The 21,168-nt window shown below is 71.4% G+C and carries 17 protein-coding genes and 2 pseudogenes; 12 read left to right on the forward strand and 7 right to left on the reverse strand.

Annotated elements, in window-relative coordinates:
• Nucleotides 1-243: 243 nt before the first annotated feature.
• From ACIRPT_RS27415 to ACIRPT_RS27440, 6 genes and pseudogenes are all read left to right on the forward strand, one after another.
• Nucleotides 244-591 (forward strand): annotated as a pseudogene (locus ACIRPT_RS27415) (alpha/beta fold hydrolase); the annotation flags it as partial.
• Between the two features lie 153 nt (nt 592-744).
• Nucleotides 745-1,923: a PP2C family protein-serine/threonine phosphatase gene (locus ACIRPT_RS27420; RefSeq protein ID WP_403831692.1), complete on the forward strand. Its 1,179-nt coding sequence runs from the start codon at nt 745-747 to the stop codon at nt 1,921-1,923.
• Between the two features lie 343 nt (nt 1,924-2,266).
• Nucleotides 2,267-2,845, forward strand: coding sequence for a carboxymuconolactone decarboxylase family protein (locus ACIRPT_RS27425; RefSeq protein ID WP_403509956.1), 579 nt, complete (start codon nt 2,267-2,269; stop codon nt 2,843-2,845).
• Nucleotides 2,842-3,035 (forward strand): annotated as a pseudogene (locus ACIRPT_RS27430) (sigma factor); the annotation flags it as partial. The gene ACIRPT_RS27425 and the pseudogene ACIRPT_RS27430, both read left to right, overlap by 4 nt.
• Nucleotides 3,036-3,039: 4 nt before the next feature.
• Nucleotides 3,040-3,174 carry a hypothetical protein gene (locus tag ACIRPT_RS27435; RefSeq protein ID WP_403832032.1) on the forward strand — a complete coding sequence of 45 codons (135 nt, stop codon included), beginning with the start codon at nt 3,040-3,042 and terminating at the stop codon, nt 3,172-3,174.
• Nucleotides 3,175-3,650: 476 nt separating this feature from the next.
• Entirely contained in the window at nt 3,651-4,613 is a 963-nt protein-coding gene (locus ACIRPT_RS27440; RefSeq protein ID WP_403832004.1) for an alpha/beta fold hydrolase, read from the forward strand.
• A 106-nt stretch (nt 4,614-4,719) separates the two neighbouring features.
• On the opposite strand, the gene ACIRPT_RS27445 is transcribed toward ACIRPT_RS27440, so the two are convergent.
• Entirely contained in the window at nt 4,720-5,454 is a 735-nt protein-coding gene (locus ACIRPT_RS27445) for a sulfite exporter TauE/SafE family protein (protein ID WP_403831694.1), read from the reverse strand.
• Between the two features lie 258 nt (nt 5,455-5,712).
• Between ACIRPT_RS27445 and ACIRPT_RS27450 the strand changes: the two genes are divergently transcribed.
• The gene (locus ACIRPT_RS27450; protein ID WP_403832006.1) at nt 5,713-6,528 is read left to right on the forward strand and encodes a class I SAM-dependent methyltransferase; all 816 of its coding nucleotides are present in this window, start codon (nt 5,713-5,715) and stop codon (nt 6,526-6,528) included.
• Nucleotides 6,529-6,772: 244 nt separating this feature from the next.
• Here the strand turns inward: ACIRPT_RS27450 and ACIRPT_RS27455 are convergent, their stop codons facing one another.
• A complete protein-coding gene (locus tag ACIRPT_RS27455) occupies nt 6,773-7,966 on the reverse strand; it encodes a (2Fe-2S)-binding protein (RefSeq protein ID WP_403831697.1) in 1,194 nt (397 codons plus the stop codon).
• 326 nt (nt 7,967-8,292) lie between these two features.
• Here ACIRPT_RS27455 and ACIRPT_RS27460 point away from each other — a divergent pair, with 326 nt between their 5' ends.
• The 3 genes from ACIRPT_RS27460 (at nt 8,293) to ACIRPT_RS27470 (ending at nt 13,362) form a co-directional block, all read left to right on the forward strand.
• Entirely contained in the window at nt 8,293-10,431 is a 2,139-nt protein-coding gene (locus ACIRPT_RS27460; RefSeq protein ID WP_403831699.1) for a SpoIIE family protein phosphatase, read from the forward strand.
• Nucleotides 10,432-11,098: 667 nt separating this feature from the next.
• Nucleotides 11,099-12,232 (forward strand): MFS transporter, encoded by a 1,134-nt coding sequence (locus ACIRPT_RS27465; RefSeq protein WP_403831702.1) that lies wholly within the window; start codon nt 11,099-11,101, stop codon nt 12,230-12,232.
• An 86-nt stretch (nt 12,233-12,318) separates the two neighbouring features.
• The gene (locus ACIRPT_RS27470; protein WP_403831705.1) at nt 12,319-13,362 is read left to right on the forward strand and encodes a sugar ABC transporter permease; all 1,044 of its coding nucleotides are present in this window, start codon (nt 12,319-12,321) and stop codon (nt 13,360-13,362) included.
• A gap of 20 nt (nt 13,363-13,382) precedes the next feature.
• On the opposite strand, the gene ACIRPT_RS27475 is transcribed toward ACIRPT_RS27470, so the two are convergent.
• Nucleotides 13,383-14,585 carry an acyl-CoA dehydrogenase family protein gene (locus ACIRPT_RS27475; RefSeq protein ID WP_403831708.1) on the reverse strand — a complete coding sequence of 401 codons (1,203 nt, stop codon included), beginning with the start codon at nt 14,583-14,585 and terminating at the stop codon, nt 13,383-13,385.
• 146 nt (nt 14,586-14,731) lie between these two features.
• Here ACIRPT_RS27475 and ACIRPT_RS27480 point away from each other — a divergent pair, with 146 nt between their 5' ends.
• Nucleotides 14,732-16,498, forward strand: coding sequence for a CoA transferase (locus tag ACIRPT_RS27480; protein WP_403831711.1), 1,767 nt, complete (start codon nt 14,732-14,734; stop codon nt 16,496-16,498).
• Nucleotides 16,495-18,150, forward strand: a complete 1,656-nt coding sequence (locus ACIRPT_RS27485; RefSeq protein WP_403831714.1) for a class I adenylate-forming enzyme family protein — start codon at nt 16,495-16,497, stop codon at nt 18,148-18,150. Before ACIRPT_RS27480 ends, ACIRPT_RS27485 begins: the two co-directional genes overlap by 4 nt.
• Nucleotides 18,151-18,210: 60 nt before the next feature.
• Here the strand turns inward: ACIRPT_RS27485 and ACIRPT_RS27490 are convergent, their stop codons facing one another.
• From ACIRPT_RS27490 to ACIRPT_RS27505, 4 genes are all read right to left on the reverse strand, one after another.
• Nucleotides 18,211-19,020 (reverse strand): ABC transporter substrate-binding protein, encoded by an 810-nt coding sequence (locus ACIRPT_RS27490; RefSeq protein ID WP_403831716.1) that lies wholly within the window; start codon nt 19,018-19,020, stop codon nt 18,211-18,213.
• On the reverse strand, nt 18,978-19,841 hold the full coding sequence (locus ACIRPT_RS27495; RefSeq protein ID WP_403831719.1) for a metal ABC transporter permease: 864 nt from the start codon (nt 19,839-19,841) through the stop codon (nt 18,978-18,980). The genes ACIRPT_RS27490 and ACIRPT_RS27495 overlap by 43 nt, the downstream gene beginning before the upstream one ends.
• Nucleotides 19,838-20,458, reverse strand: coding sequence for an ATP-binding cassette domain-containing protein (locus tag ACIRPT_RS27500; protein WP_403509980.1), 621 nt, complete (start codon nt 20,456-20,458; stop codon nt 19,838-19,840). The genes ACIRPT_RS27495 and ACIRPT_RS27500 overlap by 4 nt, the downstream gene beginning before the upstream one ends.
• A 66-nt stretch (nt 20,459-20,524) precedes the next feature.
• Nucleotides 20,525-20,851 (reverse strand): hypothetical protein, encoded by a 327-nt coding sequence (locus ACIRPT_RS27505; RefSeq protein ID WP_403832009.1) that lies wholly within the window; start codon nt 20,849-20,851, stop codon nt 20,525-20,527.
• Nucleotides 20,852-21,168: the final 317 nt, after the last annotated feature.

Raw genomic sequence — 21,168 nt, forward strand, 5'->3', positions numbered from 1 at the left:
GCTCGACGGGCTCGCCCTGCAGGTCCTCGTCGGCTCGCACGCCATGACGCTCACCCGCATGCGCGCCACCTGCCAGGCGTTCATCGACGGCCTGGCCATGGCGCCCTGAGCTCCTGCGGCCGACGTCCCCGCTCCCCTGCCTTCCCCGCCTGCGCGACCTGATCCGTCACGTCACATCATTGACTGGCGGATCAATTATCAATACTGCCGCGGCCATCCGACCGACGGCATTCGACCGACGGCATCCGGCGGACAACCGGGGGATCCCTGGGAGCTGGCTACGTCAACGACGCCGTGCGCGACCGGTACGTCACGGCCTGCGGCGCGCTGTACGCGATGGGCGCGATGGGCGCGCCCCTGCGCGCGGAACTCGGCGTGGAGACCGGCTTCGGGGCGACGCACGTCTACCGATACGGCCCCGCAGACCCCGCGGCCCGGTCCCGCAGCCCGATCGTGCTGGTGCACGGTGCGGGCAGCTGTTCCGCCATGTGGAATCCGAACATCACCGCGCTCAGCGCCGACCGGCCCGTCTTCGCGCTCGACACTCCCGGCGACCCTGGGTGCGGCGACACGCCTCGGACGCCCCTGCACGCGCAGTGAACGCTCCGGCTGCCTGGAGCGCGCAGTCGTGGCGGCTGCCGCCTCCACACCCGCCCCACCGCCGCTGGCGACGCCCCATATGACCGGCTGGATGATCAGAGATCCGGCCAGTTCTCCTGAAGCCCGCTCGTCAGGCGCGGCCGGATGGTGCAGGGTGAAAGGGTGGTCGCCCGGCAGCGTTTCGCCGGACTGCGGCAGCCGTGGCAGTCGAGCCATGCGCTGTTGTTGATCCCGGTTGTGCTCATCGTGGTGATCACAATTGTTGACCTGCTGGTTCCGGCCGATATCCACCTCGGTCCACTCCTGGTCATCGCGCCCGCGATCACCGCTTCCTTCGCCGGCCCCCTCCTGACCGGGGCAATCGGAGTCCTGGCGGTGGCGGCCCAGGCGTTCATCGGATGGCACTTCGGCGTGCTGTTCTCCCGGAACGTGATGGTGCAGGTCCTCGCCCTGACGGTGCTGTCCATCCTGACCGTGTGCTTCTGCGTGGTCCGCGAGCGGCGCCGTAAGGAGCTGGACCAGGTGCGGTCGGTCGCCGAGGCCGCCCAGCACGTCCTGCTGTGGCCCCTGCCCGAGCAGCTCGGCCCGCTGCAGGTCGCCTGCCTGTACCTGGCGGCTGAGGACGAGGCGCAGATCGGCGGGGACCTGTACGCGGCCACCCGCATCGACGGCGGGGCCCGCGTGATGATCGGCGACGTACGGGGCAAGGGCCTGGACGCCATCGGGGAGGCCGCCCTCCTGCTCGGCGCCTTCCGCGAGGCCGCCCACAAGCACACGGCCCTTCCCGAACTGGCCGTCGGCCTGGAGCAGAGCGTGGCCCACTACCTTCCCGACTTCGAGGCGGAGGAAGAGGCCGGGGAACGCTTCGTGACCGCCTTGCTACTGGAGATCCCCGACGCCGATCCCCTCATCCAAATGACCAGCTGCGGCCACCCTCCGCCTCTGCTGCTCCACCCCGGCGACGCCGACCCCGTTCCCGTCCACCCCGCGCCTCCACTGGGCGTCGGCCCCACCAGGCCGGAGGACTACACGCTGGACGTGTTCTCCTTCGAGCCCGGCGACACCCTCCTGCTCTACACCGACGGCGTCATCGAAGCCCGCGACTCCCACGGTGCCTTCTACCCGTTCACCCAACGGGCCGCCCAGTGGAGCGACCACAGCCCCGAGAATCTCCTGCACCACATTCGGCGCGACCTCCTCGCCCACGCCGGCGGACGCCTCGCCGACGACGCCGCGCTCATCGCGATCCGCCGCACGTCGCTCGCGCACCCAGGTCGCCGGCACAGAAAGACCTTCCACGCCGCCGGGTTCCGGCACCACTGACGGACCGAACGGCCGTCGCGCTGTTCGGCCGCGGCCTCTCCACCCCAGTCCGCACCAAGGCACCGGCACGAGTCTCACGCTCGGCCGCCTGTCGGTCGGCCCCTCTTCAGGGCAGCGTCGCGGATGCAGACCGCGCGATTGATGTGCACACCCCAGGCTGACGCCGGCCACCGCACACCTGGCCGGTTGATTCGCCGCCCTCGAGCCTTCCCACGGCCGCCCGCCGCCGGCGTTCCGTGGACAACCCGCGTACCGGCAACCAGCTCGCTGCCCAACCTCCGTTGTCACATCCGAGGGGGCCGCGGTGTCTTCATGCCAACCAATCCAACGGATAAGGAAGATCATGACACTGCGTATTCCCAAGGCTGAGCTTCCCACCGAGATGAGCGAGAACATGATCAAGCAGCTCGGTGCCGTGCCCGAGCCCGTCGAGGTGGTGTGGCACAGCCCCAAGGTCGCCACCTCCAATCTGGAATTCTCAGCCAAGCTGAGCGAGTGGGATGCGGCCGACGCGAGCCTCAAGTCGTTCGCGCACATGGCCGTCGCGGCACAGGTCGGCTGCAGCTGGTGCCTCGACGTCGGCTACTTCCAGGCGCAGAACCAGGACCTGGACCTGACCAAGGCGAGCCAGGTGCCGCGCTGGAGGGAGTCGGACGTGTTCACCCCTCTGGAGCGGGACGTCCTCGAGTACGCCGAGGCCATGTCGAGCACGCCGCCGACCGTCACCGATGAGTCGTACGCGAGCCTGCTGGAGCGGCTCGGGTCGGCGGCGATGGTGGAACTCACCGCATACATCGCCTTCGTCAACATGGCGACCAGGAACAACGTTGCGAACGGGGTCACGTCGCAGGGCTACTCCGAAGCCTGCGAGATTCCGCTGGCCGAGCGCCCGGAGAGGTCCGACGTGGCATCGACGGCATGACCGAAGGCCCGTTCGTCGCCCATCGCAGCCTGCCTTTCACCGCCGCCTACGAGATGCTCGGGTCGACCACCGACGCGTAGGACGTGCTGCAGGAGCCCTGGCTGCGGTGGCCGACATCGACCACTCGCAGGTGCACGACCCGCGGGCGTACCTCATCCGGATCGTGACGCGGCAGACGCTCAACCGCCTTGCGGGTGAGCCGGTCGGAGCAGCGGGCCGTGGTGGAGCGGTTCCTCTTCGCGCTGCGCACGGGGCGGTTGCAGCTCTCCGTGGTGAGAAACCCGCAGATGCTGACGCAGCTGGACCAGCCAACCGAACTCGCCACGTAGGCCGGTTGCGACTCGGTGGTCGGTGGGTGTTCCGGGCGGTGACTACCGTCCGGAACACCCGGCCCCCCAACAGGAGGTCTCATCGTCACCATGACCGACGTCCGGGCCATCGCGGATCGCGTCGAGATCGAGCGTTTGCGTGGGGAGTTCACCGACGCGGGGAGGATGCACGACTGCGACCGCTTCGCGTCGCTGTTCACCCACGGCAGCATGGACCGCGACGAAGTCGCCGCCTGCGTCAGACGCCTGGCTGCGGACGCACACGACGTCTGCGACGTCTACCGACGGCGCGCCCCCGCCTCACGCCGCCCGACCTCCGTCCCCGTGCGGACCGGGCCGGGTTCGGATCACCGCGCGGTGTCCTCTCCCCCAGCCGAGCCCCGCCCCGCCGGCCCCCTGCGGGACGGGCGAGGCGGGCTCCGGTATGCCCGGGACCGGCACCGCCGCCGCACATCACGGCGCGTACGCTCATGGACATGGTTGAGCATCGAATGGTTGACGTGAACGGCGTTCGGCTGCACGTCGCCGAGCAAGGCGACGGCCCCCTGGTGGTGCTTCTGCACGGCTTCCCCGAGTCTTGGCACTCCTGGCATCACCAGTTCGGCCCTCTGACCGAGGCGGGCTTCCGGGTGGTCGCCCCCGATCAGCGTGGATACGGACGCAGCGACCATCCCGACGACGTCGAGGCGTACAGCATCTTTCACCTGGTCGGCGATGTCGTCGGACTGATCCAGGCTCTGGGCGAGGAGAAGGCGTACGTCGTCGGGCACGACTGGGGCGCGCCGGTCGCCTGGCACACCGCGCTGCTGCGACCGGACATGGTGCTCGGGGTGGCCGGCCTGAGCGTGCCACCCCCTTTCCGGGGCACACAACCTCCGCTGGCTGCCATGGACAAGAGGTTCGGCGGCCGCTTCTACTGGAACTACTTCAACCGCCCCGGTGTCGCAGACGCCGAGTTCGCGAGGGACGTACGCACCACCCTCCGCAAGTTCTTCTACTCGGCCTCCGGCTCCGCTCCTCACGCCGACGAGGTCAAGCAGCCTCTGATCGAACCCGGGCAGGGCTGGCTCGCGACCATGCCGGACCCCGAGGTACTGCCGGAGTGGTTCACCGAGGACGACCTCGACGCACTCACCGAGAGCTTCTCCAAGGGCTTCACCGGGGCACTCAACTGGTACCGCAACCTCGACCGCAACTGGGAACTGACCGCTCCATGGCACGGCGCCGTCGTCACCCGGCCCGCCCTGTACATCTACGGGGACCGCGACCTCGTCCCCGCCTTCCCCGGCACACCCGAACTCATCGAGCGTCTCCCCGACCTCATGCCCAACCTCTGGCGCGAGCCCCTCAAGCTGGCCGGTTGCGGGCACTGGACTCAGCAGGAACGCCCGGACGAGGTGAACGCGGCGCTCATCGAATTCCTCAGAGGCTGCGCCTGAGCCCGGCCTGCCGACCGGTCTCAGCAGCATTCAGTACCCACTGTGAAGGCGGGGCGTCCTGGTCCTGCCCGCCCGATACCGGACCGCCTCCAGGATCAGTGGGCGGTCATGCCAGCTCCAACAGTCCTTTGATCAGCACGGAGAAGCCACCGGCCAGGGCCAAGGCGAAGATGAGCCGACGCGCTCCCCGCTCCCGGACTCTCGGGGCAAGCGCCCTGCCGATGAGGGCGCCCGCCAGCATGGCAGCCACGGTCACCGCCCAGGCTGACCCACTCAGCCGTGGTACACCGTTCACGGCCACGGAGAAGACGTTCACCGCGATGCCGTAAAACTGTGCGTTCGGCACGAATTCGTGGATCGACCACCCCGCATTCAAGGCGTACAGCGAGTACGGTGGCCCGCCGACACCGGCGGCGGAGTTCATGAATCCACCCACGGCACCCGCGGTTACGGCGCCCCTCATTCCGGTCAGAGCCGGCATGCGCGCGCCACCCATCACGAGAGCCACAGCAAGCGTCACAAGAGTCCCGACGCCGACCAGCAGGACCGGTTCGGGAAGCCGGGCCGCCGCCCATGAGCCCGCAGGCACTGTGCATGCGGCAGCGATGACCAAGGGGACCATGGCACCGATGCGTACCCGTCGCCAGCCCGCGGCGAGTCCGACGATGCTGATGACTCCGGCTGCACAATTTGCGAGCACCACTCCCTGCGCCGGCCCGAGCATCAGAACGAGCACGGGGACCGCGATGAGCGCAAAGCCCATGCCGGTGAGCCACTGCACCGAAGCAGCCAAAACGACTATGCCGCCCAGCAGTAGCTCGGCCCCTCCTGCGCTGGCCACAGCAGACTCCTTCCGTCAGTACCTGCTTCTGATCTGGGACTGGTGACGAGCTGGTCTGGTGGACGACTCGTTGAGCCAACATGATTGATGGTGTGACGGATCCAGGTGATCGATTCCGAGGGTTTAGTGGTCGTAGGCGGTCAGTGCGCGCATGACCGGCTGGCCGCGCCTGAAGCTACTCCACTCATCAGACCCCTGGAATCGGTCATCTAGGCTGGCGAGGTGACTGATGAGCAGGAGCAGGTGCAGCCGTCGGGAGTGTGGGCCACGGCGGTAGGGGTGGCCAGGGTGCGGGCGCTGGAGACCGAGCGGGAGAACGCGCTGTTCCGCGACCCACTGGCACAGGCCTTCGCCGCCGCCGGCGGCCTGTGGCCCTCCTCTCCGCCGCGGCCCGATGACGAGGCCGCGCGACGCCGCCGGCTGGCCGTGTCGTTCTCCATCGTCATCAGGACGAAGTTCCTCGACGACCTGTTGCAGCAGGCCTCCGCGTCCGGGGTCCGGCAGGTCGTGCTGCTCGGCGCCGGCATGGACAGCCGGGCCTTCCGGATGGACTGGCCCGAGGGCACCCGGCTGTTCGAGGTCGACACCGCCGCCCCACTGGACTTCAAGGCTTCGGTGCTGCGCCAGGAGCGGGCCGTCGCACGCTGCGAGCGGATCACCGTCCCGGTGGATCTGCGTGAGGACTGGCCAGGCGCGCTGGCCGCCGCGGGGCACGACCCGGCCGTGCCGACCGCGTGGATCGCCGAAGGACTGCTGATCTATCTGCCCGAGGATGCGGTGGAGCTGCTGCTGGCCCGGATCAGCGCGCAGTCGGCGGCGGGCAGTCGGATGGGGCTGACGTTGGGCTCGCGCGGCGTGATCGAGCGCTTCGGCGCGGACGTCGCGCCGGGAACGGCGGCGTCCATGTGGGTCTCGGAGATGCCCGACGACCCGGTGGGATGGCTGGCCGGGCACGGCTGGGAGGCCGACAGCCACACCCTGCGCGAGCGGGCTGCCGCCTACGGCCGCCCGACCGGCACCCCGCCGCAGCGCGAGGAGCGGCCCGGCGGACTGATCTCGGCGGTCCGCCGGTAGAGCGCCTCCCGGCTCCCTGGATGATCGATTCCAAGAGGGCCTGATGCGTGGAGCCCCCTCACCGGTGCGCGCCGGTGATCTGCTGCGGCCGATTCAAACGGGGTTCCAGGAACCCCTCTCGCCCTACGAACGTCGGCCGGTTTCGGCAGCGTTGGCGTCCGTAGCGCCGGCCTCGGCACGTGACCACAGTCGCCGATTCACGTTCCTCTCCACTGCCCGCCGCGCTCAGTGGCTGGGCCCCGCTCTATCGCCGAGCCCGCCGCAGCACGCAGTCTCCGCACAGCCCCCCGCCGGGCACGCGGTAGTACAGGCAGCAGCTGCGTCGTGAGAATGCCGGAAGGGCGGGAGTCGGCGTTCCGGTGTCGCGCAGATGCGGGTCTTCGAGCAGGCAGGCGGTGAGCGCCACGGCGCGATCCGCCGCTTCCGGCCGGCCCGACCTGCGACACCAGTCGTGCAGCACACGGAGGGTGCCGACCAGCGCCGAAGCGGCGTTGCCCCACAACACCTTGGGGGAGATCGGGGACTCGGCGCTGATGGCGTGGTGCAACGGCACCAAGTGATCGTGCAGGACCGCCGCTTGCAGTCGGCTCGCGAGGCTCTGCTCGGAGGCCGGCGGCAGGGAAGTCGGCGCGGGCAGCCAGAGTTCGTCGGGTGTGCTCCGGTCCGGATGCCACCACAACGCGTCGCTGTCGAGATCGGGGGTGTCTCCGGCCACCGCCGCGGGTGCCAGAGCGATCGACCACAGTCGCCCGGCGAGTCCCTGGTAGGCAAGGGAGGCCGCGACCCGGCGCTCCGCCGTGCCGAGCCGTGTGGCGACCGTTTTCAGACGGTGGCGCAGTGCCGCCGGGTGTCCCCCTCGGTACAACTCCGCCAGGGGGAGAAAGCCCTGGTCGCGGGGCGATCCGAGGTCGGTCCGGACGGAGAAGAACGGTCCCACGGCGGCGGTGCGACCGAGCGTTGCGGTCATCGGCTCCTGCGGCACCGTTCTCTCCTCGGCTTGGGCTGGATGGCTCGGGCCCGGCTGGATGGCCCTGGTGGTCGGAACAACCGAGAGACGCAGGCCTGCAGCCTCAAGCCCGGAGCTTCGCGCACCATACCGGTGGGCAGCCGATGGAGTGGTGTGTCCTCTGCGGGGGCGGAGGTAGGCGCCCCAGTAGATCCAGATGTCGTCGCCGTCGGCGTGGGCGAACCACTCGTTCGCATCAAGCATGACGACGGTGTCCCCGCCGTCGTTCTGGCCCACTTCGGGCAGGCGGCGCGCAGGGATGTGCACCGGCCGGCCGACCTGATTCAGGGGAATGCGATGCCGCGCGGCCAGCGTCGAGACGCTGCTGATGCCGGGGTCGACCTCCACGACACGGTACGGGGTCTGCGCGTGCTCCTCGATCATGCTGTGGCGCAGGTCCGTCAGCGCGGACTTGTCCTGCCCCTTGCCCACAACGGAAGTGATGCCATCCGAGCGGGCGTATTGTGCCGATATGGGTGATGCTCGGGGCGGCCGGCTCAAGGCTCCGCCACCGGATGAAGCTCGCCGCAACCGGCGGTACGGCCGTCCGGGGCTCCGGCTGGCAGCCTGGCGGCGACGGGCTGCGACGGAGGCGCCGCAGGGGCTGGTGCTCGCCGGAACGGACCTGCCCTTCGGGGCTCAGGTGCTGGCTCAGCGGTGCCCCTCCCCGCTCCCGCCGCGGGCTTTGGCGGGGCCCTGGAACCGTTTCGGCTGCGCACGGGGACCGTCGTCCGGTGCCGCCGGGGGAGGGTGGGAGCGTGCATGACACCGCCGCCTTCGGGCCTGCTGCGGGCTCCGGCCCGGAGCTGCTGGACCCCGGCTTGGTGCAGGCCGTGCGGGAGACGGGCGCCTCTGTTGGCTTGGTGTACCTGCTGTCGCCGGGCGAGCGGGTATTGCGGCTGACGGTTCTGACCGGTGTTCCCCCGCAGATCGCGGCACCCTGGGCGCGGGTGCCGCTGGGAGACCCGATCCCGGTGGCCGAGGCAGTGCGTGAGCGGCGCCTGGTGTGGGTCGGCAGCCAGGCAGAGCTGGCACACCGCTACCCGAGGGCCGCCCTCGTGTCGCCGTACCACTTGGCGCTGGCGGCCGCACCGGTCACCACCGGCGCCACAGCGTGGGGCGCACTGGTGCTGTTGTGGCCCGGTTCGCGCCCGCCGCAGCTGAGCGCGCACGACCGCGACGCGATCGGCGCCGCCTGCGACCGTATGGGTGCGCTGTTGCAGCGTGCCGCCGACAGCGGCAGCCCGGTACCGCCGGGACGCGAGCCGCACGTGCCGGCCGCGCCGCGCGCTACCACGACCGAGCCCGTCGAGGCGCTGGCCGCGGTGAGATTCCTCGACCGCCTCCCGGAGGGCTGCTGCGCGCTGGACCTGGCGGGCCGCATCGCTTTCCTCAGCGCCGCCGCTGCCGACCTGCTCGGTTGCAACGCCCCGGACCTGCTCGGAGCACCCCTGTGGGAGGCACTGCCGTGGCTGGACGAGCCGGTCTTCCAAGACCGCTACCGGGCCGCGGTGATCAGCCGCCAGCCCACATCCTTCATCGCCCTGCGCCCACCGGACCGGCGGCTGGCCTTCCGGCTTTACCCGGACGCCTCGGGCATCAGCGTCCGTATCACCCCCACCGACGACTCCCCCGGGGCGGAGGGGCGGGGTCCAGGGCGAAGCGGAAACAACGACATGGCGTCCCGGGCAGGCTCGCTGTACGACCTGATGCACCTGGCCGCCACGCTCACCGAGGCGGTCAGCGTGCGGGACGTGGTCGAGCTGGCCGCCGACCAGATCATGCCCGCCTTCGACGCCCAGGGCTTCGTGGTGTCCGTGGCCGAAGGTGGGCGACTGCGTATCGTCGGGTCCCGCGGCTACCGGCCCGAGGTCCTCAACCGCCTCGACCTGCCGCCCTTCAGGGACGCCGCAGCGCCCACCGTGCGCGCGCTGACCACCGGAGTCCCTCTCTTCTTCGCCTCGCCCCCCGAAATGGCCCGGCTCAACCCCGATATCCCGCAGCTGACCAACAGGGCGGCCTGGGCGTTCCTGCCGCTGATCGTCTCCGGGCGACCGGTCGGCTGCTGCGTGGTCACCTTCGACCGGCCCCGCCCCTTCACGCCCGACGAGCGCGCCGTTCTGACCTCTCTTGCCGGTCTGATCGCCCAGGCCCTGGACCGCGCTCGCCTGTACGACGCCAAACACCAGCTCGCGCATGGCCTGCAGACCGGCCTGCTCCCCGCCGGGCTGCCGGTCGTGCCCGGCCTGGAAGTGGCTGCCCGCTACCTGCCCGCGGCACGCGGCATGGACATCGGCGGCGACTTCTACGACCTCATCCGTCTCGACGACACCACCGTCGCCGCCGCCATCGGCGACGTCCAGGGCCACAATGTGAATGCCGCCGCGCTCATGGGCCAAGTGCGCACCGCCGTCCACGCCACCGCCGGCGCACCCCCGGGCGAAGTCCTCGCCCGTACCAACCGCCTGCTCAACGACCTCGACACCGGGCTGTTCACCAGCTGCCTCTACGCCCACCTCGACCTCGCCCGCCACCACGTCCAATTGAGCACCGCCGGCCACCCGCCGCCGCTCCTGCGCCACCCCGGCGGACACACGGAGGTGCTTCGCGTCCGGCCCGGGCTCCTGCTCGGCATCGACCCCACCGCCGAGTACCCGGCCACCGAGATTCCGCTGCCACCGGGCGCTGTGCTGGCCCTGTACACCGACGGGCTCGTCGAAGCTCCCGGTGTCGACCTGGATGACGCCACCGCCGACCTGGCCGATCGCCTCGCACGCGCTCCACACCAGCCCTTGGATGTCCTCGCCGAAACCCTCGTTCGCCGCGACGTGCAACCCGATCCCCGCAGCGACGACATCGCCCTGCTGCTGCTCCGCTCACAACCGGTCGGCGGATGACGCGGAATTGCCACCGCCGCGTCGTCGATCGCGGACGCCTCCAGGTGCCGCACCACCGGCGTCAGGAGCGCGGTGCTCGAAGCTCAAGGGCTTGCTCAGCGTGGAACGCACCCCGGCGAGCACTCAAGGGACTCAGATCGGCCTTGGAGTGAACCATCAGCTCGCCACGACACCTGCGCTCACGAGCCGGGGCCCGTCCGGAACCGGCACGTCTGCCAACGGGTGCGAGCCATCCAGCGCTGACTCGTCCTCGTCATCCATGCTCGGGCGCCGAACCGGCATCCGGTGCCTCGACGGGCTTGAGCGCGGTCCGCGCGGCGACCGGTCCCTCGCACGAGGCACGGAATTCGTGCGCGAAGACCTCGGTGACGATTTGCGCCTACCCAGAGCCGACCAACAAGCAGGTCTTTCGACTTCGGCGTTGCCGAGAAGCTTCCAGCGTGGCGATCCCGTAGCAGCCGCACTCCCCTTCCTCACCGACTTTCCGACGGTCCGGGAACTGGGCGCCAGGCTGGGCCGACTGACTGTTCCGGGCCCGGTCCGGGGCCGGGGAACCTCGGAGGTCAGTGGTGAGAACGCAGTGGTGAAGCAAACAACAGGTCGCGCCGAAGTTCATGTCGCCACACCGGGATGCGGTAGTCGCCGACCGCCTCGCTCGGGGCCGTCCGTGGTCGTGCTGCTGACCTGCGCGATGGCGTTCTCGATGATGCAGTTGTTCCTCCTGGGCGCGCTCGGCCCGCTTCTGGTGGGCGAGTTGGGCATCTCCCGGACGGTGCTGGGGCTGACCAGCACAGCGGGCTTCGGCATCGCCGCGGCGCTGTCACCGGTGGCGGGGCGACTGGTGGACCGGGTGGGGCCGCGACGTTGCCTGGTGGCGTTGCTGCTGATTGCCGCGGTCGCGCTGGCGCTGATCGGTGCCGCTTCGGGGACCGCGGGGTTGTTGATCGCGGTAGCCATCGGCGGGCTGCCGCAGGCGCTCGCCAACCCGGCCACGAACAAGATCATTCTTGCCGTGTTCCCGTCCGAACGGCGTGGGGCGGTCACCGGGTTCAAACAGTCCGGGGTGCAGCTCGGGGCCTTTGCGGCAGGGCTGCCGCTCTCGCTGCTGGCGGCGGGCGTGGGCTGGCGCGGGGCGGTATGGGCGGCGGCGGGGACGGCTGCGGTGGCGGCGGTATGGGCTGCGTGTGCGCTGCCCGCAGACGCGGCAGCTGCGGCGGCCACCGGTCCGCGCCCGGCGTCGCGTGGGGTGGTGTGGCGGCTGGCCGCGTTCTCGCTGTTGCTGGGGTGCGGCATCGCTTCGGTCAATACCTATCTGGCGCTGTTCGGTACGCAGCGGCTGGGTCTGGCGCCGACCGCCGCCGCCGCGTTGCTGGCCACGCTGGGGGTGGCGGGCATGGGCGGACGGGTGGCGTGGTCCCGTGCGGCGGGACGTCAGCGCCGGGCCGAGGCTCTACCCGCGCCGCTGGCAGCCGGGGCGGTGGGTGCGGCGCTGCTGCTCGCGGCCTCGCTGCCGGTGCACATGGTGGTGTGGCCGGCCGTGGTGGCCGTGGGCGTATGCGCCGTATCCGCGAATGCGGTGTCGATGGTGCTGGTGATGCAGCGGGCCGCACCGGGCAAGGCGGGCGCCGACTCGGCGCTGGTGTCGGCCGGCTTCTTCGCCGGGTTCGCGCTCGGCGCACCGCTGTTCGGGGTGCTCGTATCGGCCACCGGTTATGGGCAGGGCTGGCTGCTGGTGGCAGGGGAATTCGCGGGCGCGGCGATGGTCGCCCTGCCGCGTCTGCTGCGCCGAGGACAGGGATGATGACGGTGGACGGGACGACGAACACGGTTGCAGATGACGGGGGTTGGGCCGCAGCGGCGTTGACTGGCCTCCTTGAGCGGGTCCGTATGACGGCGGCCGAGGTGGGCCTGCGCTTCCCGCTCTACGCGGACCCCGACACCGGTCGGTGGACCACGACGTCGCGCGGCTCCTGGACGGGTGGCTCCTGGGCCGGGCTGCTGTGGCTGCGCGCGTTGGCCTACGGCTCCGCCCGCGATCGGGCGGAGGCTGTCGCGTGTACCGGACGTCTGGCGCCCTGGGCCGACCAGGACACCGCGGCCCGGGGGCTGGTGCTGTGGTACGGAACCGCGCTGGCGGCCGGGCCCGGGCACGATCGGGCAGCGGCCGAACTCCGTGACCGGGCGGCACGCGCCTGCCTGGACGCCTACGACCCGGAACTGCGAGTGGTCCCTTGGGGAGACGCCTTCGGCGGGCCCCGGCTGCTGGCGAGGGCGGACGGGGTGCCGGGGCTGGTGCCGCTGCTGGCATGTGCGTCCGGCGGCGGCGCGGCAGCGGCGCGCGGACATCTGACACAACACCTCGCACTGTGTCTTTCCGAGGAACTGCCGCGTCCCGTCTGGAAGGCGTCGAGCGGTGGGGGGTGGACGGGCTGCGCGGAACCCGCGCCGGGGTGGAGCCGTACGGTGGCGTGGCTGCTGCTGGGGGTGGCGGACGGGCTGCACTGCGTACCGGAAGTGCGCCCGATGAGCGGTCCAGCAGGTGACATGACGGCGAGCGGTCTTTGGGATGCGGCGCGGCGGCTGATGGCCCTGCGGTTCGACGGGCCGGCCCCGCTCGTCCCGCATGACGGGGACCGCTCCGGCCCGGTGGACACCTCGGCGGCCGCGATCGAGGCGGTGGCCGCGCTGAAGCTGGCTTCCCTCGCCCGTGCCGAGGGATGGCACAGCGGAGCCGATCGGTTGGCGGGCCGGGCCGAGGCGGTGCTCCGTCGGCTGTGTGCGCACCACCTGTCGCCCTCGGGCGGGTTGCTCGACGGCTGCTATGACGCGGCACGCGGCATCGCCGTGCGCCATGAACTCGTATGGGGCGACTTCTTCCTGGCGTTGGGGCTTGCGATGCTCACCGGGCTGGTCGGGCCGTTCGTCACCTGAGCGTCGCGGCGCGCCCGATGTCAGTCCCGCAGGACCCGGCGCGCGACCGATGAGATGTGCAGCTCGTCGGGTCCGTCGAGAAGCCGGGCCGCGCGACCCGCCCGGAACAGGGCGGGCAGCGGAGTATCGGGCCCGAGTCCGGCCGCCCCGTGGACCTGGATCGCCGCGTCGGCGACCTGCTGGAGCATCCGGGCGGCCGCGACCTTGGCCAGCCCCGTCTCCACCCGTGCGTCCTCGCCCGCCTCCAGACGGGCCACCGCCTCGTAGACCAGCGGTCGGGTGCCGCGGATGGCGAGCAGCGCGTCGAAGACCAGCTGCTGGACGAGTTGACGGTCCGCCAGCGGGCCGGACGACTGGGTGCGGGAGCGGGCGCGGGCGCACATCAGGTCGAAGGCGCGGGTGGCCTGGCCGAGCCAGCGAAGGCAGCGCAGAGCGCGGCCGAGTCCGATCCGTTCACCGGCGATCCGCAGTGCGTGGCCCCTCGCCCCCACCAGGTGATCCGGGTCCACGGCCACACCGTCCAGTTCGATCTCCCACTGACCGCCCACGCCGAGGACGGGCAGTTCGCGTACCACCCGGAATCCGGGCGCCGTGGTGGGGACGAGCAGGAGCGACAGTCCGTCGGCCCCTGGCGCCTCGCCGTCCGTACGTGCCATGACGGTCACGAGATCGGCGTCGCCGGCGCCGGTGGTGAACCACTTTCTGCCGTGTAGGTGCCACGTCCCGCCGTCCGGGTCTTCGTCGGCGCGGGTCGCGGTCAGCTTGGGGTCGGTGCCGGGGGTGTCCGGCTCGGTCATCGCGTAGCAGGCGCGCAGTTCCCCGGCCGCGATCCGCGCCAGATACCGCTCCTGGACGGACGCGGTGGCGTGCCGGCTGAGCATCAGCACGTCCAGGAGCGAGGCCGAGCCGAGCGCGAGCGGGCCGTGGTCGCTCGCGCCCTCCGCCTCCGCCAGGTGTGCGTAGTGCGAGAGCCGCAGTCCTTGGCCGCCGAGCTCGACGGGCAACGGCAGCGCCCACAACCCGGCTTCCTTCGCTTCCCGTTGAAGCTCTCGCATCCGCGCCGTCGCTTCGGGCCCGCCCGCGTCGAACAGCGGCTCGCTGGGCACGACCCGCTCCCGTACGAACGCGTCGACCCGAGCACGCAGTTCGACTACGTCGGGCGGGCAGCCGGGCAGCCCAGGCACTGCAGACCGGCCTTCCGGCGCGGAATTGATGATGTTCACGGCTTTCCTCCACATTCACCGGGAACCCGAGGGAGCCACGGTCCGACTTACTCGCCATGGAAGTTGGTCGGCGCCGAACGACTTCCAGTTCCCGCACTTCCGTACGGACCGGACGGCAGCCCCGGCCGCCGCAGGAGAGGAGAGCCATGGGACCCCTCACCACGCTCCATGCAACCCAGCCCTTGGAGGAAGCGACGGTGCACGTCTCGGGCCCTCTCCCGCTCACGGGACCCGCGGCCGGCCACCTCCGTGCGCTTGGCGCGACGATGAAACAGGGGGAGGCCCAGGCCGGCCCCGCCCGGATCTCCCTCACTGTCCCCGGCCTGGGTACCGTCAACGCCGAGACTGCATGGGCGGACGTACTGCCTGATGCGGACGACACCGACGACGAGGCGACCGTCCAGGCGGCCACGGGCGTCATGGCCGTGCACGGCAGACGCGGCGGCGCGCCGCGCGGTATCGCCGTCGACTACGCGGCGACCTGCGCCTCCGTCCTCACCGTCCAGGGCATGCTCGCCGCGCTGGTCGGCCAGGCGCGCGGCGGCGGCACCGAGCGGGTGACCACCGGAGCCGACCGGGCCGCGCTGCTGTCCGTCTCCCAGTACCTCGCCGCCGCCTGCGCGCCGGAGGCCGAGGCCGTACCCATGGCACCGGGTGGCCCGCCGTTCACCGCGTCCGACGGCACACGCTTCGAGCTGGAGGCGCTGGAGCCCGGCACGTGGGCCGGGTTCTGGCGTGAACTGGGTGCTCCCCCGGAGGCGATACGTTCCGGGTGGCGCCCCTTCCAGTTCCGCTACGCCACCGCCTGCGCGCCGCTGCCCGAGGCCCTGCACGCCACCACGCGGGGCGTCCCGTGGGAGCGGATCCGGCAGGCCGCCGCCGTTGCGGGTGCGGCGGTGTGCCCGCTGCACCCCATGACGGCCACGCCCGGATCCGCGGCGCCGTGGACCATGGAGACGGGCAAGCCCTGGACCACACGGCCCCCCGTATCCCCCGCTCCGGAGGACCCGGCCCGCCCGTTGGCCGGTCTCACCGTTCTGGAGGCGGGCCGCCGCATCCAGGCCCCGCTCGCCGCCCATCTGCTCGGCCTCCTCGGCGCCAACGTCGTACGGATCGAGCCACCGGGCGGCGACCCGTTGCGCGGCATGCCGCCGTGCTGCTCGGACATCTCGGCCCGCTGGCTCGCCCTGAACCGGCACAAGCGGGCCGTCGACATCGACATCAAGTCGGCGGCCGGGCAGGCGGAGCTGCGGGAGCTGGCCTCAGGCGCGGACGTCTTTCTGCACAACTGGGCTCCGGGCAAGGCCGAGCAGCTCGGCCTGGACGCCGCCGCCTTCCAGGCCGCGAACCCCGGACTGGTCCACGCCTACACCAGCGGCTGGGCGGGCCGGCTCCCCGGCGCTCCCATCGGCACCGACTTCATGGTGCAGGCCCGCACGGGCATCGGCGAGGCGGTACGTCCCCTCGACGAACCCGCCGCTCCCTCCCTCATGACCCTCATCGACGTGCTCGGCGGCCTGCTCGGGGCCGAGGCGATCCTGGCCGGACTGCTGCTGCGCGAACGCTCCGGCCACGGCGTACGGGTGGAGTCCTCCCTGCTCGGCGCCGCCGAAACGCTCATCGCGGCCGCCGGACACCGGCGACGCCCCGCAGGCTTTCGACGTCCCCTGCCGACCGCCGACGGATGGATCGCCGCGACGGACGACTCGGCAGCCGCCGCACGCGATCAACGAACCGCGCTCGCGAAGCTGACGAATCAGCAAGCGCTGGCAGCACTCCGGAAACAAGGGCTCGCGGCCACACCGGTCACCACCGACCTGGCCTCTCTGCTCACCGACCCCCGGCTGAACGGTGCGCTCGGCCGCGACTCCCACAGCTGCGTCACCGTCCCCTCTCCCTGGAGGTTTTCGTGACGATCCCCCGGTACCCCGACCTGGTCCCGTCCTCGCTGCGGCGTGCCTGGGCCGCCGAAGGCCACTACCCCGACCTCGACCTGTACGCGCTCTTCCGGGCGCACCGGTGCGCCGATCCGGAACGGACCGCGCTGATCGACCGCGAAGGCCCCCTCTCCTACGCCCAGTTGGACCACAGGGCCCAATGTCTGGCCGTCGGTCTCGCCGAGACCGGCGTACGCCCCGGGGACGTGGTGGGCATCCAACTCCCCAATGGCCGCGACGCGGTGACCGCCGAGCTGGCCCTGGCGGCGCTCGGGGCGGTCGCGCTCCCCTTCCCGGTCGGGCGGGGCGGGCGGGAGGCGCTGTCGCTGCTCGGGCGTTCCGGGGCGCGTGCGGTGATCGCCGTCATCGAGTACCGGGGCGTGCCGCACGCGCGTGAGCTGGCCGGGCTCGCGGACGAACTCCCCGACCTGCGGAACGTGATCGCGGCGGGTCCCGGTCCCGTTCCCACGGGCTGCTTGCCGATGGCCGAACTGCTCGACGCCGACACGTCCTCCTCGTTCACCCCCACGCGCCCCGACCCCGACACCGCCGCCCGCATCCTGGTCTCCTCGGGGTCCGAGACCGAACCGAAAATGGTGGCCTACTCGCACAATGCTCTCGCGGGCGGCCGCGGCAACTCCCTGGCTCCTCTGCTGCGGGACGGCACGCCGCCCCGCAGCCTGTTCCTGGTCCCGCTCGCCTCGGCCTTCGGCAGCAGCGGCACCGCGGTCACCCTCGCCCGGCACGGCGGCACCCTCGTCCTGCTCGACCACTTCTCGCCCGACGCCGCACTGACGGCGATCCGCCGCCATCGGCCGACCCACGTACTGGGGGTGCCGACGATGGTGCGCATGATGCTGGAACGGCTGGACCAAAGGGACCCGCTGCACGGCATGACCGCCCTCGTCCTCGGCGGCTCACCGCTCGACGACGCCACCCGCGCGGAGGCCACCCGAGCGTTCGACTGCGCCGTGGTGAACCTCTACGGATCCGCGGACGGCGTCCACTGCCACTGGGGCCTCGCCGACGGCAGCCCCGCGGACCGCGGCCCAGGCATCGCGGTCGGCCGTCCGGACCCGGCCGTCTGCGAGATCCGTATCGATACCGGCCACGGCGGCGACCCGAGCGCCGGCACAGGCGAAATCATCGCCCGCGGCCCCATGACCCCGCTGTGCTACGTCGGCGACCCCGACCTGAACAGTCGCTACCGCACGCCCGACGGCTGGGTGCGCACCGGCGACCTCGGCACACTCGACGCCGACGGCACGCTGCGCGTCATCGGCCGGCTGAAGGACATCGTCATACGCGGCGGAGCCAACATCAGCCCCGCCGAGGTCGAAAGCGAGCTGTCCTCGCACCCGGACATACGGGACGTGATGTGCATCGGCGTTCCTGACCCGCTCATGGGCGAACGGCTCGCGGCCTGCGTCGTACCAAAGGCAGGGCGCGCACTCACCCTTGAGAGCCTGTGTGCCCACCTGGACACCCGCGGTCTGGAGAAGCGCAAGAACCCGGAACGACTTCTGCTGTTGGCGGACGATCTCCCGCTGACCCCAGCCGGCAAGCCCGACCGTGCCGCGCTGCGCGGGCGGCTGGTGGCCGGGCTTGTCCTGCAGCAAGCCGGCTGACGCGCAAACGGGCGGTGGGGCCGCTCACCGCGACCCCACCTCCCCGACTCCCCTGTTCGCTCAGGAACCGCCGAACGCCTTCTCCATCTGCTCCGCCGCCTTGCGGTAGACCGCGATCACATCGAGGTCCGCGCCCGGGTAGTTGACGATGTTGAGCTGCTTGGCCCCGGAGCCCGGCAGCACGGTGCCGGTGGACATGTTCTCGTTGTCGAGGACGAACTTCGGCTTCTTCGCCGACAACTTCGACAGCTGAGCCGGGGTGACCTGGTCCGGGCCATAGGTCCCGGCCAGCTGCGCCCCGGCGAGTTCGGCCGCCCAGGTGGTGAACGCCTGCGCCACCACGACCGGCCGCTTGCCACCGGGCCAGGCGGACTTCACCTGCTGCGCAAGCTTCTTCCGCTGGGCGGCGAATGTCGCGTTCCACTTGGTCGCCACCCGCTCGGTGCCGAACAGCTTGCCCAGCTTGGTGACTCCGGCCTCGGTCGCCGCCGGGTCGTTGTCGAGTTGCACCTCGACCAGCTTCGCCTTCGAACCGGCCGCCTCCTTGATCCGGCCGGCGAAGGGCTCGAAGGACGCGTAGAGCACGTAGTCGGCGTCCGCGACCTTCGTCAGGTCGGATGGCTTGAGGTCGTAGTCGGGTGCGTGGCGGATCGAGGCCGGGACGATGTACTGCACGTTCTTGGCCCCGGCGGCCTTCGCCAGCGCCGCCTCCCAGGAGGAGGTGGCCACGACGACCGGGCCACCCGACCGGGGCTTGCCACCGGAGTCGCCCGAGCCGTCGGAATCACCGGAGCCGCCGCAGGCGGTGAGCACAAGCAGCCCCGCACTCAGTGCGGCGAGGGAGCGGACGAGGAGGCGGGCAGGCGCCATGACGTGGTTCTCCGTTCGGGTATCAGATGGGCGGCGAGGGCGACCGCGCCCGCCGCGAGGACGAGAATGGGGCCGGGCGGCAGGTCCCAGGCCAGCGAGATCAGAAAGCCAACGATGTTGACCACCGCACCGATACCGATCGCCCATGCGGTGATCGACACCAGCGAGTGGCCGAGGCGGCGGGCGGCGAGCGCGGGCAGCAAGGTCAGCGCGTCCACCAACAACGCACCGGTCAGGCGGATGGCACCCGCCACCGCCACCGCGACGATGACCAGCAGCAGCACCGTCAGCCGCGGCACCGCAACGCCCGAGCACAGCGCCAACTCCCGGTCGTGCAGCAGCAGCGCCAGATCCCGGCGCCGCCAGATGAACAACGCCGGCACCGCCACAGCCAGCACCCCGAGCACCACGAGGTCGACCGGCCGCACGGCCAGGATGGATCCCCACAACAGGGCGAAGGCCCCGTTGGCGTTCACCCCGGACAGCGCCAGCATCAGCAGCGCCGCCGCGATCGCCAGGCTCATCAGCAGGCCCATCGCCCCCGACAGTCCATCGGCCGTACGGGCCAGCGGCGCCACCCCCGCACCCGCCAGCGCACAGGCCAGCAGCGCACACAACACGGGGTCCAGGCCGGCAAGCTGGCCGACCGCGATCCCCAGCAGTGCGACATGCATCATCGCGAACCGGACCGGCATGATGTCCAGCCCGACGATCACCACACCGACGACCGGCAGTCCCAGCGCGGCAAGCACCAGCCCGGCCGCCGCCCGCTGTACGGGCACTAGTTGCAGCAGGTCCCCCACCTGCCCGAACACACTCACCGCACCTCCCGCAGCCGGCCCGCCGCCATCTCCAGAACACGGTCGCACCGCGCGGCCATCGCCCGGTCGTGGGTCACCACCAGCAACGTCACCGGCAGCCCGGTGAGCACCTGAGCGGCCTCCTCCTGGCCGTCGAAATCCAATGCGGCGGTCGGCTCGTCGGCGAGCACCACCCCGCCGCCCGCCGCGACACAGCCCACCGCCCGCGCCAGATGCATCCGCTGCAACTGCCCACCCGACAAACTCCCCAGCGGCCGTTCCGCCAGGCCCCCCACCCCGAGCCGTTCAGCGGCACCAGCGGCCTCTGCCGGAGCACCACTGCTCGCCAGCAACTCACGTGCCAGCAGAGGAAAGCGCCCGGCAGCCGGACGCTGCGGAATCCACGCACACGCCCGCCGCCGCCACGCCCACTCGGCAGCGGTACGGCTGCCCCGCCCACCGACCAGGATCTCCCCCGACGTCTGCCGGTGCAGCCCGAGCACTGCCCGCAGCAAGGTCGTCTTCCCCGACCCGTTCGTCCCCGTCAACGCGATCCGTTCACCGGCCGCGACATCGAGATCGACACCCCCCACCGCCTCCACCCGCCCATGCCGGCACACCACACCCCGCAGCCGCATACCCAGGGCCGTACCGGTGGCCACTTCCAGATGCCTCTTGTGCCTCGTGCCGGAATCCACGCCTCATTAGTCGGGCGGCCCGGTCCCCCAGTTCCCGACTTTGTTGACGAGGAGGGTGATGCACGCCCGGCGGTGTGCGGTCAGCGGCAGGGGGTGCGGCTGTGGACGATCGCGACACCGGCCGTGATCAGATCCAGGGCCCCGGCGGCGAGACCGGCGGCGCCGATGCCGCGCGCGGTCGAGTCGCTGGTGGACAGGGTGGCCGACTTGGTAGCCGACGGGGGCCTTGAACACCAAGTGATCGGTGTCGTCCGGCAGCGCGCCGAAAGCTACGGAGAAGTCCTTGTACTGGCCGGGCGCAATCTTGCCCTTGGTCCCGGTGATCTCCGAGATGGCGTCCGTGACGGTGCCGTCGTCGGTCGTGTGTGATGGGCGGAGAGATCAGGTCAGGGCGCGTCATGACCGTCGATGTCATAGCCCGCTTCGGGGACGGAGCCCGGATCCGGGCTTCCGGCCGGGGCATGCATCGCACGCGCTCCGACTGGAAGCCCGGGTGGCCGCCGCTCAGCCGAAGAAGCGGCGCAGCCGGGCGCTCCGGCGAATGACGAGCCGGTCCAGCAGCAGGATGAGCAGCACGGACAGCCCGGCGAGCGGCATGGCGACGCCCAGGATCAGCATGATCAGGGCGACAGTGCGGGTGACCTTCGCGT

Origin of the sequence: Streptomyces sp. NPDC101227, assembly GCF_044767545.1 — a bacterium.
GTDB lineage: Bacteria > Actinomycetota > Actinomycetes > Streptomycetales > Streptomycetaceae > Streptomyces.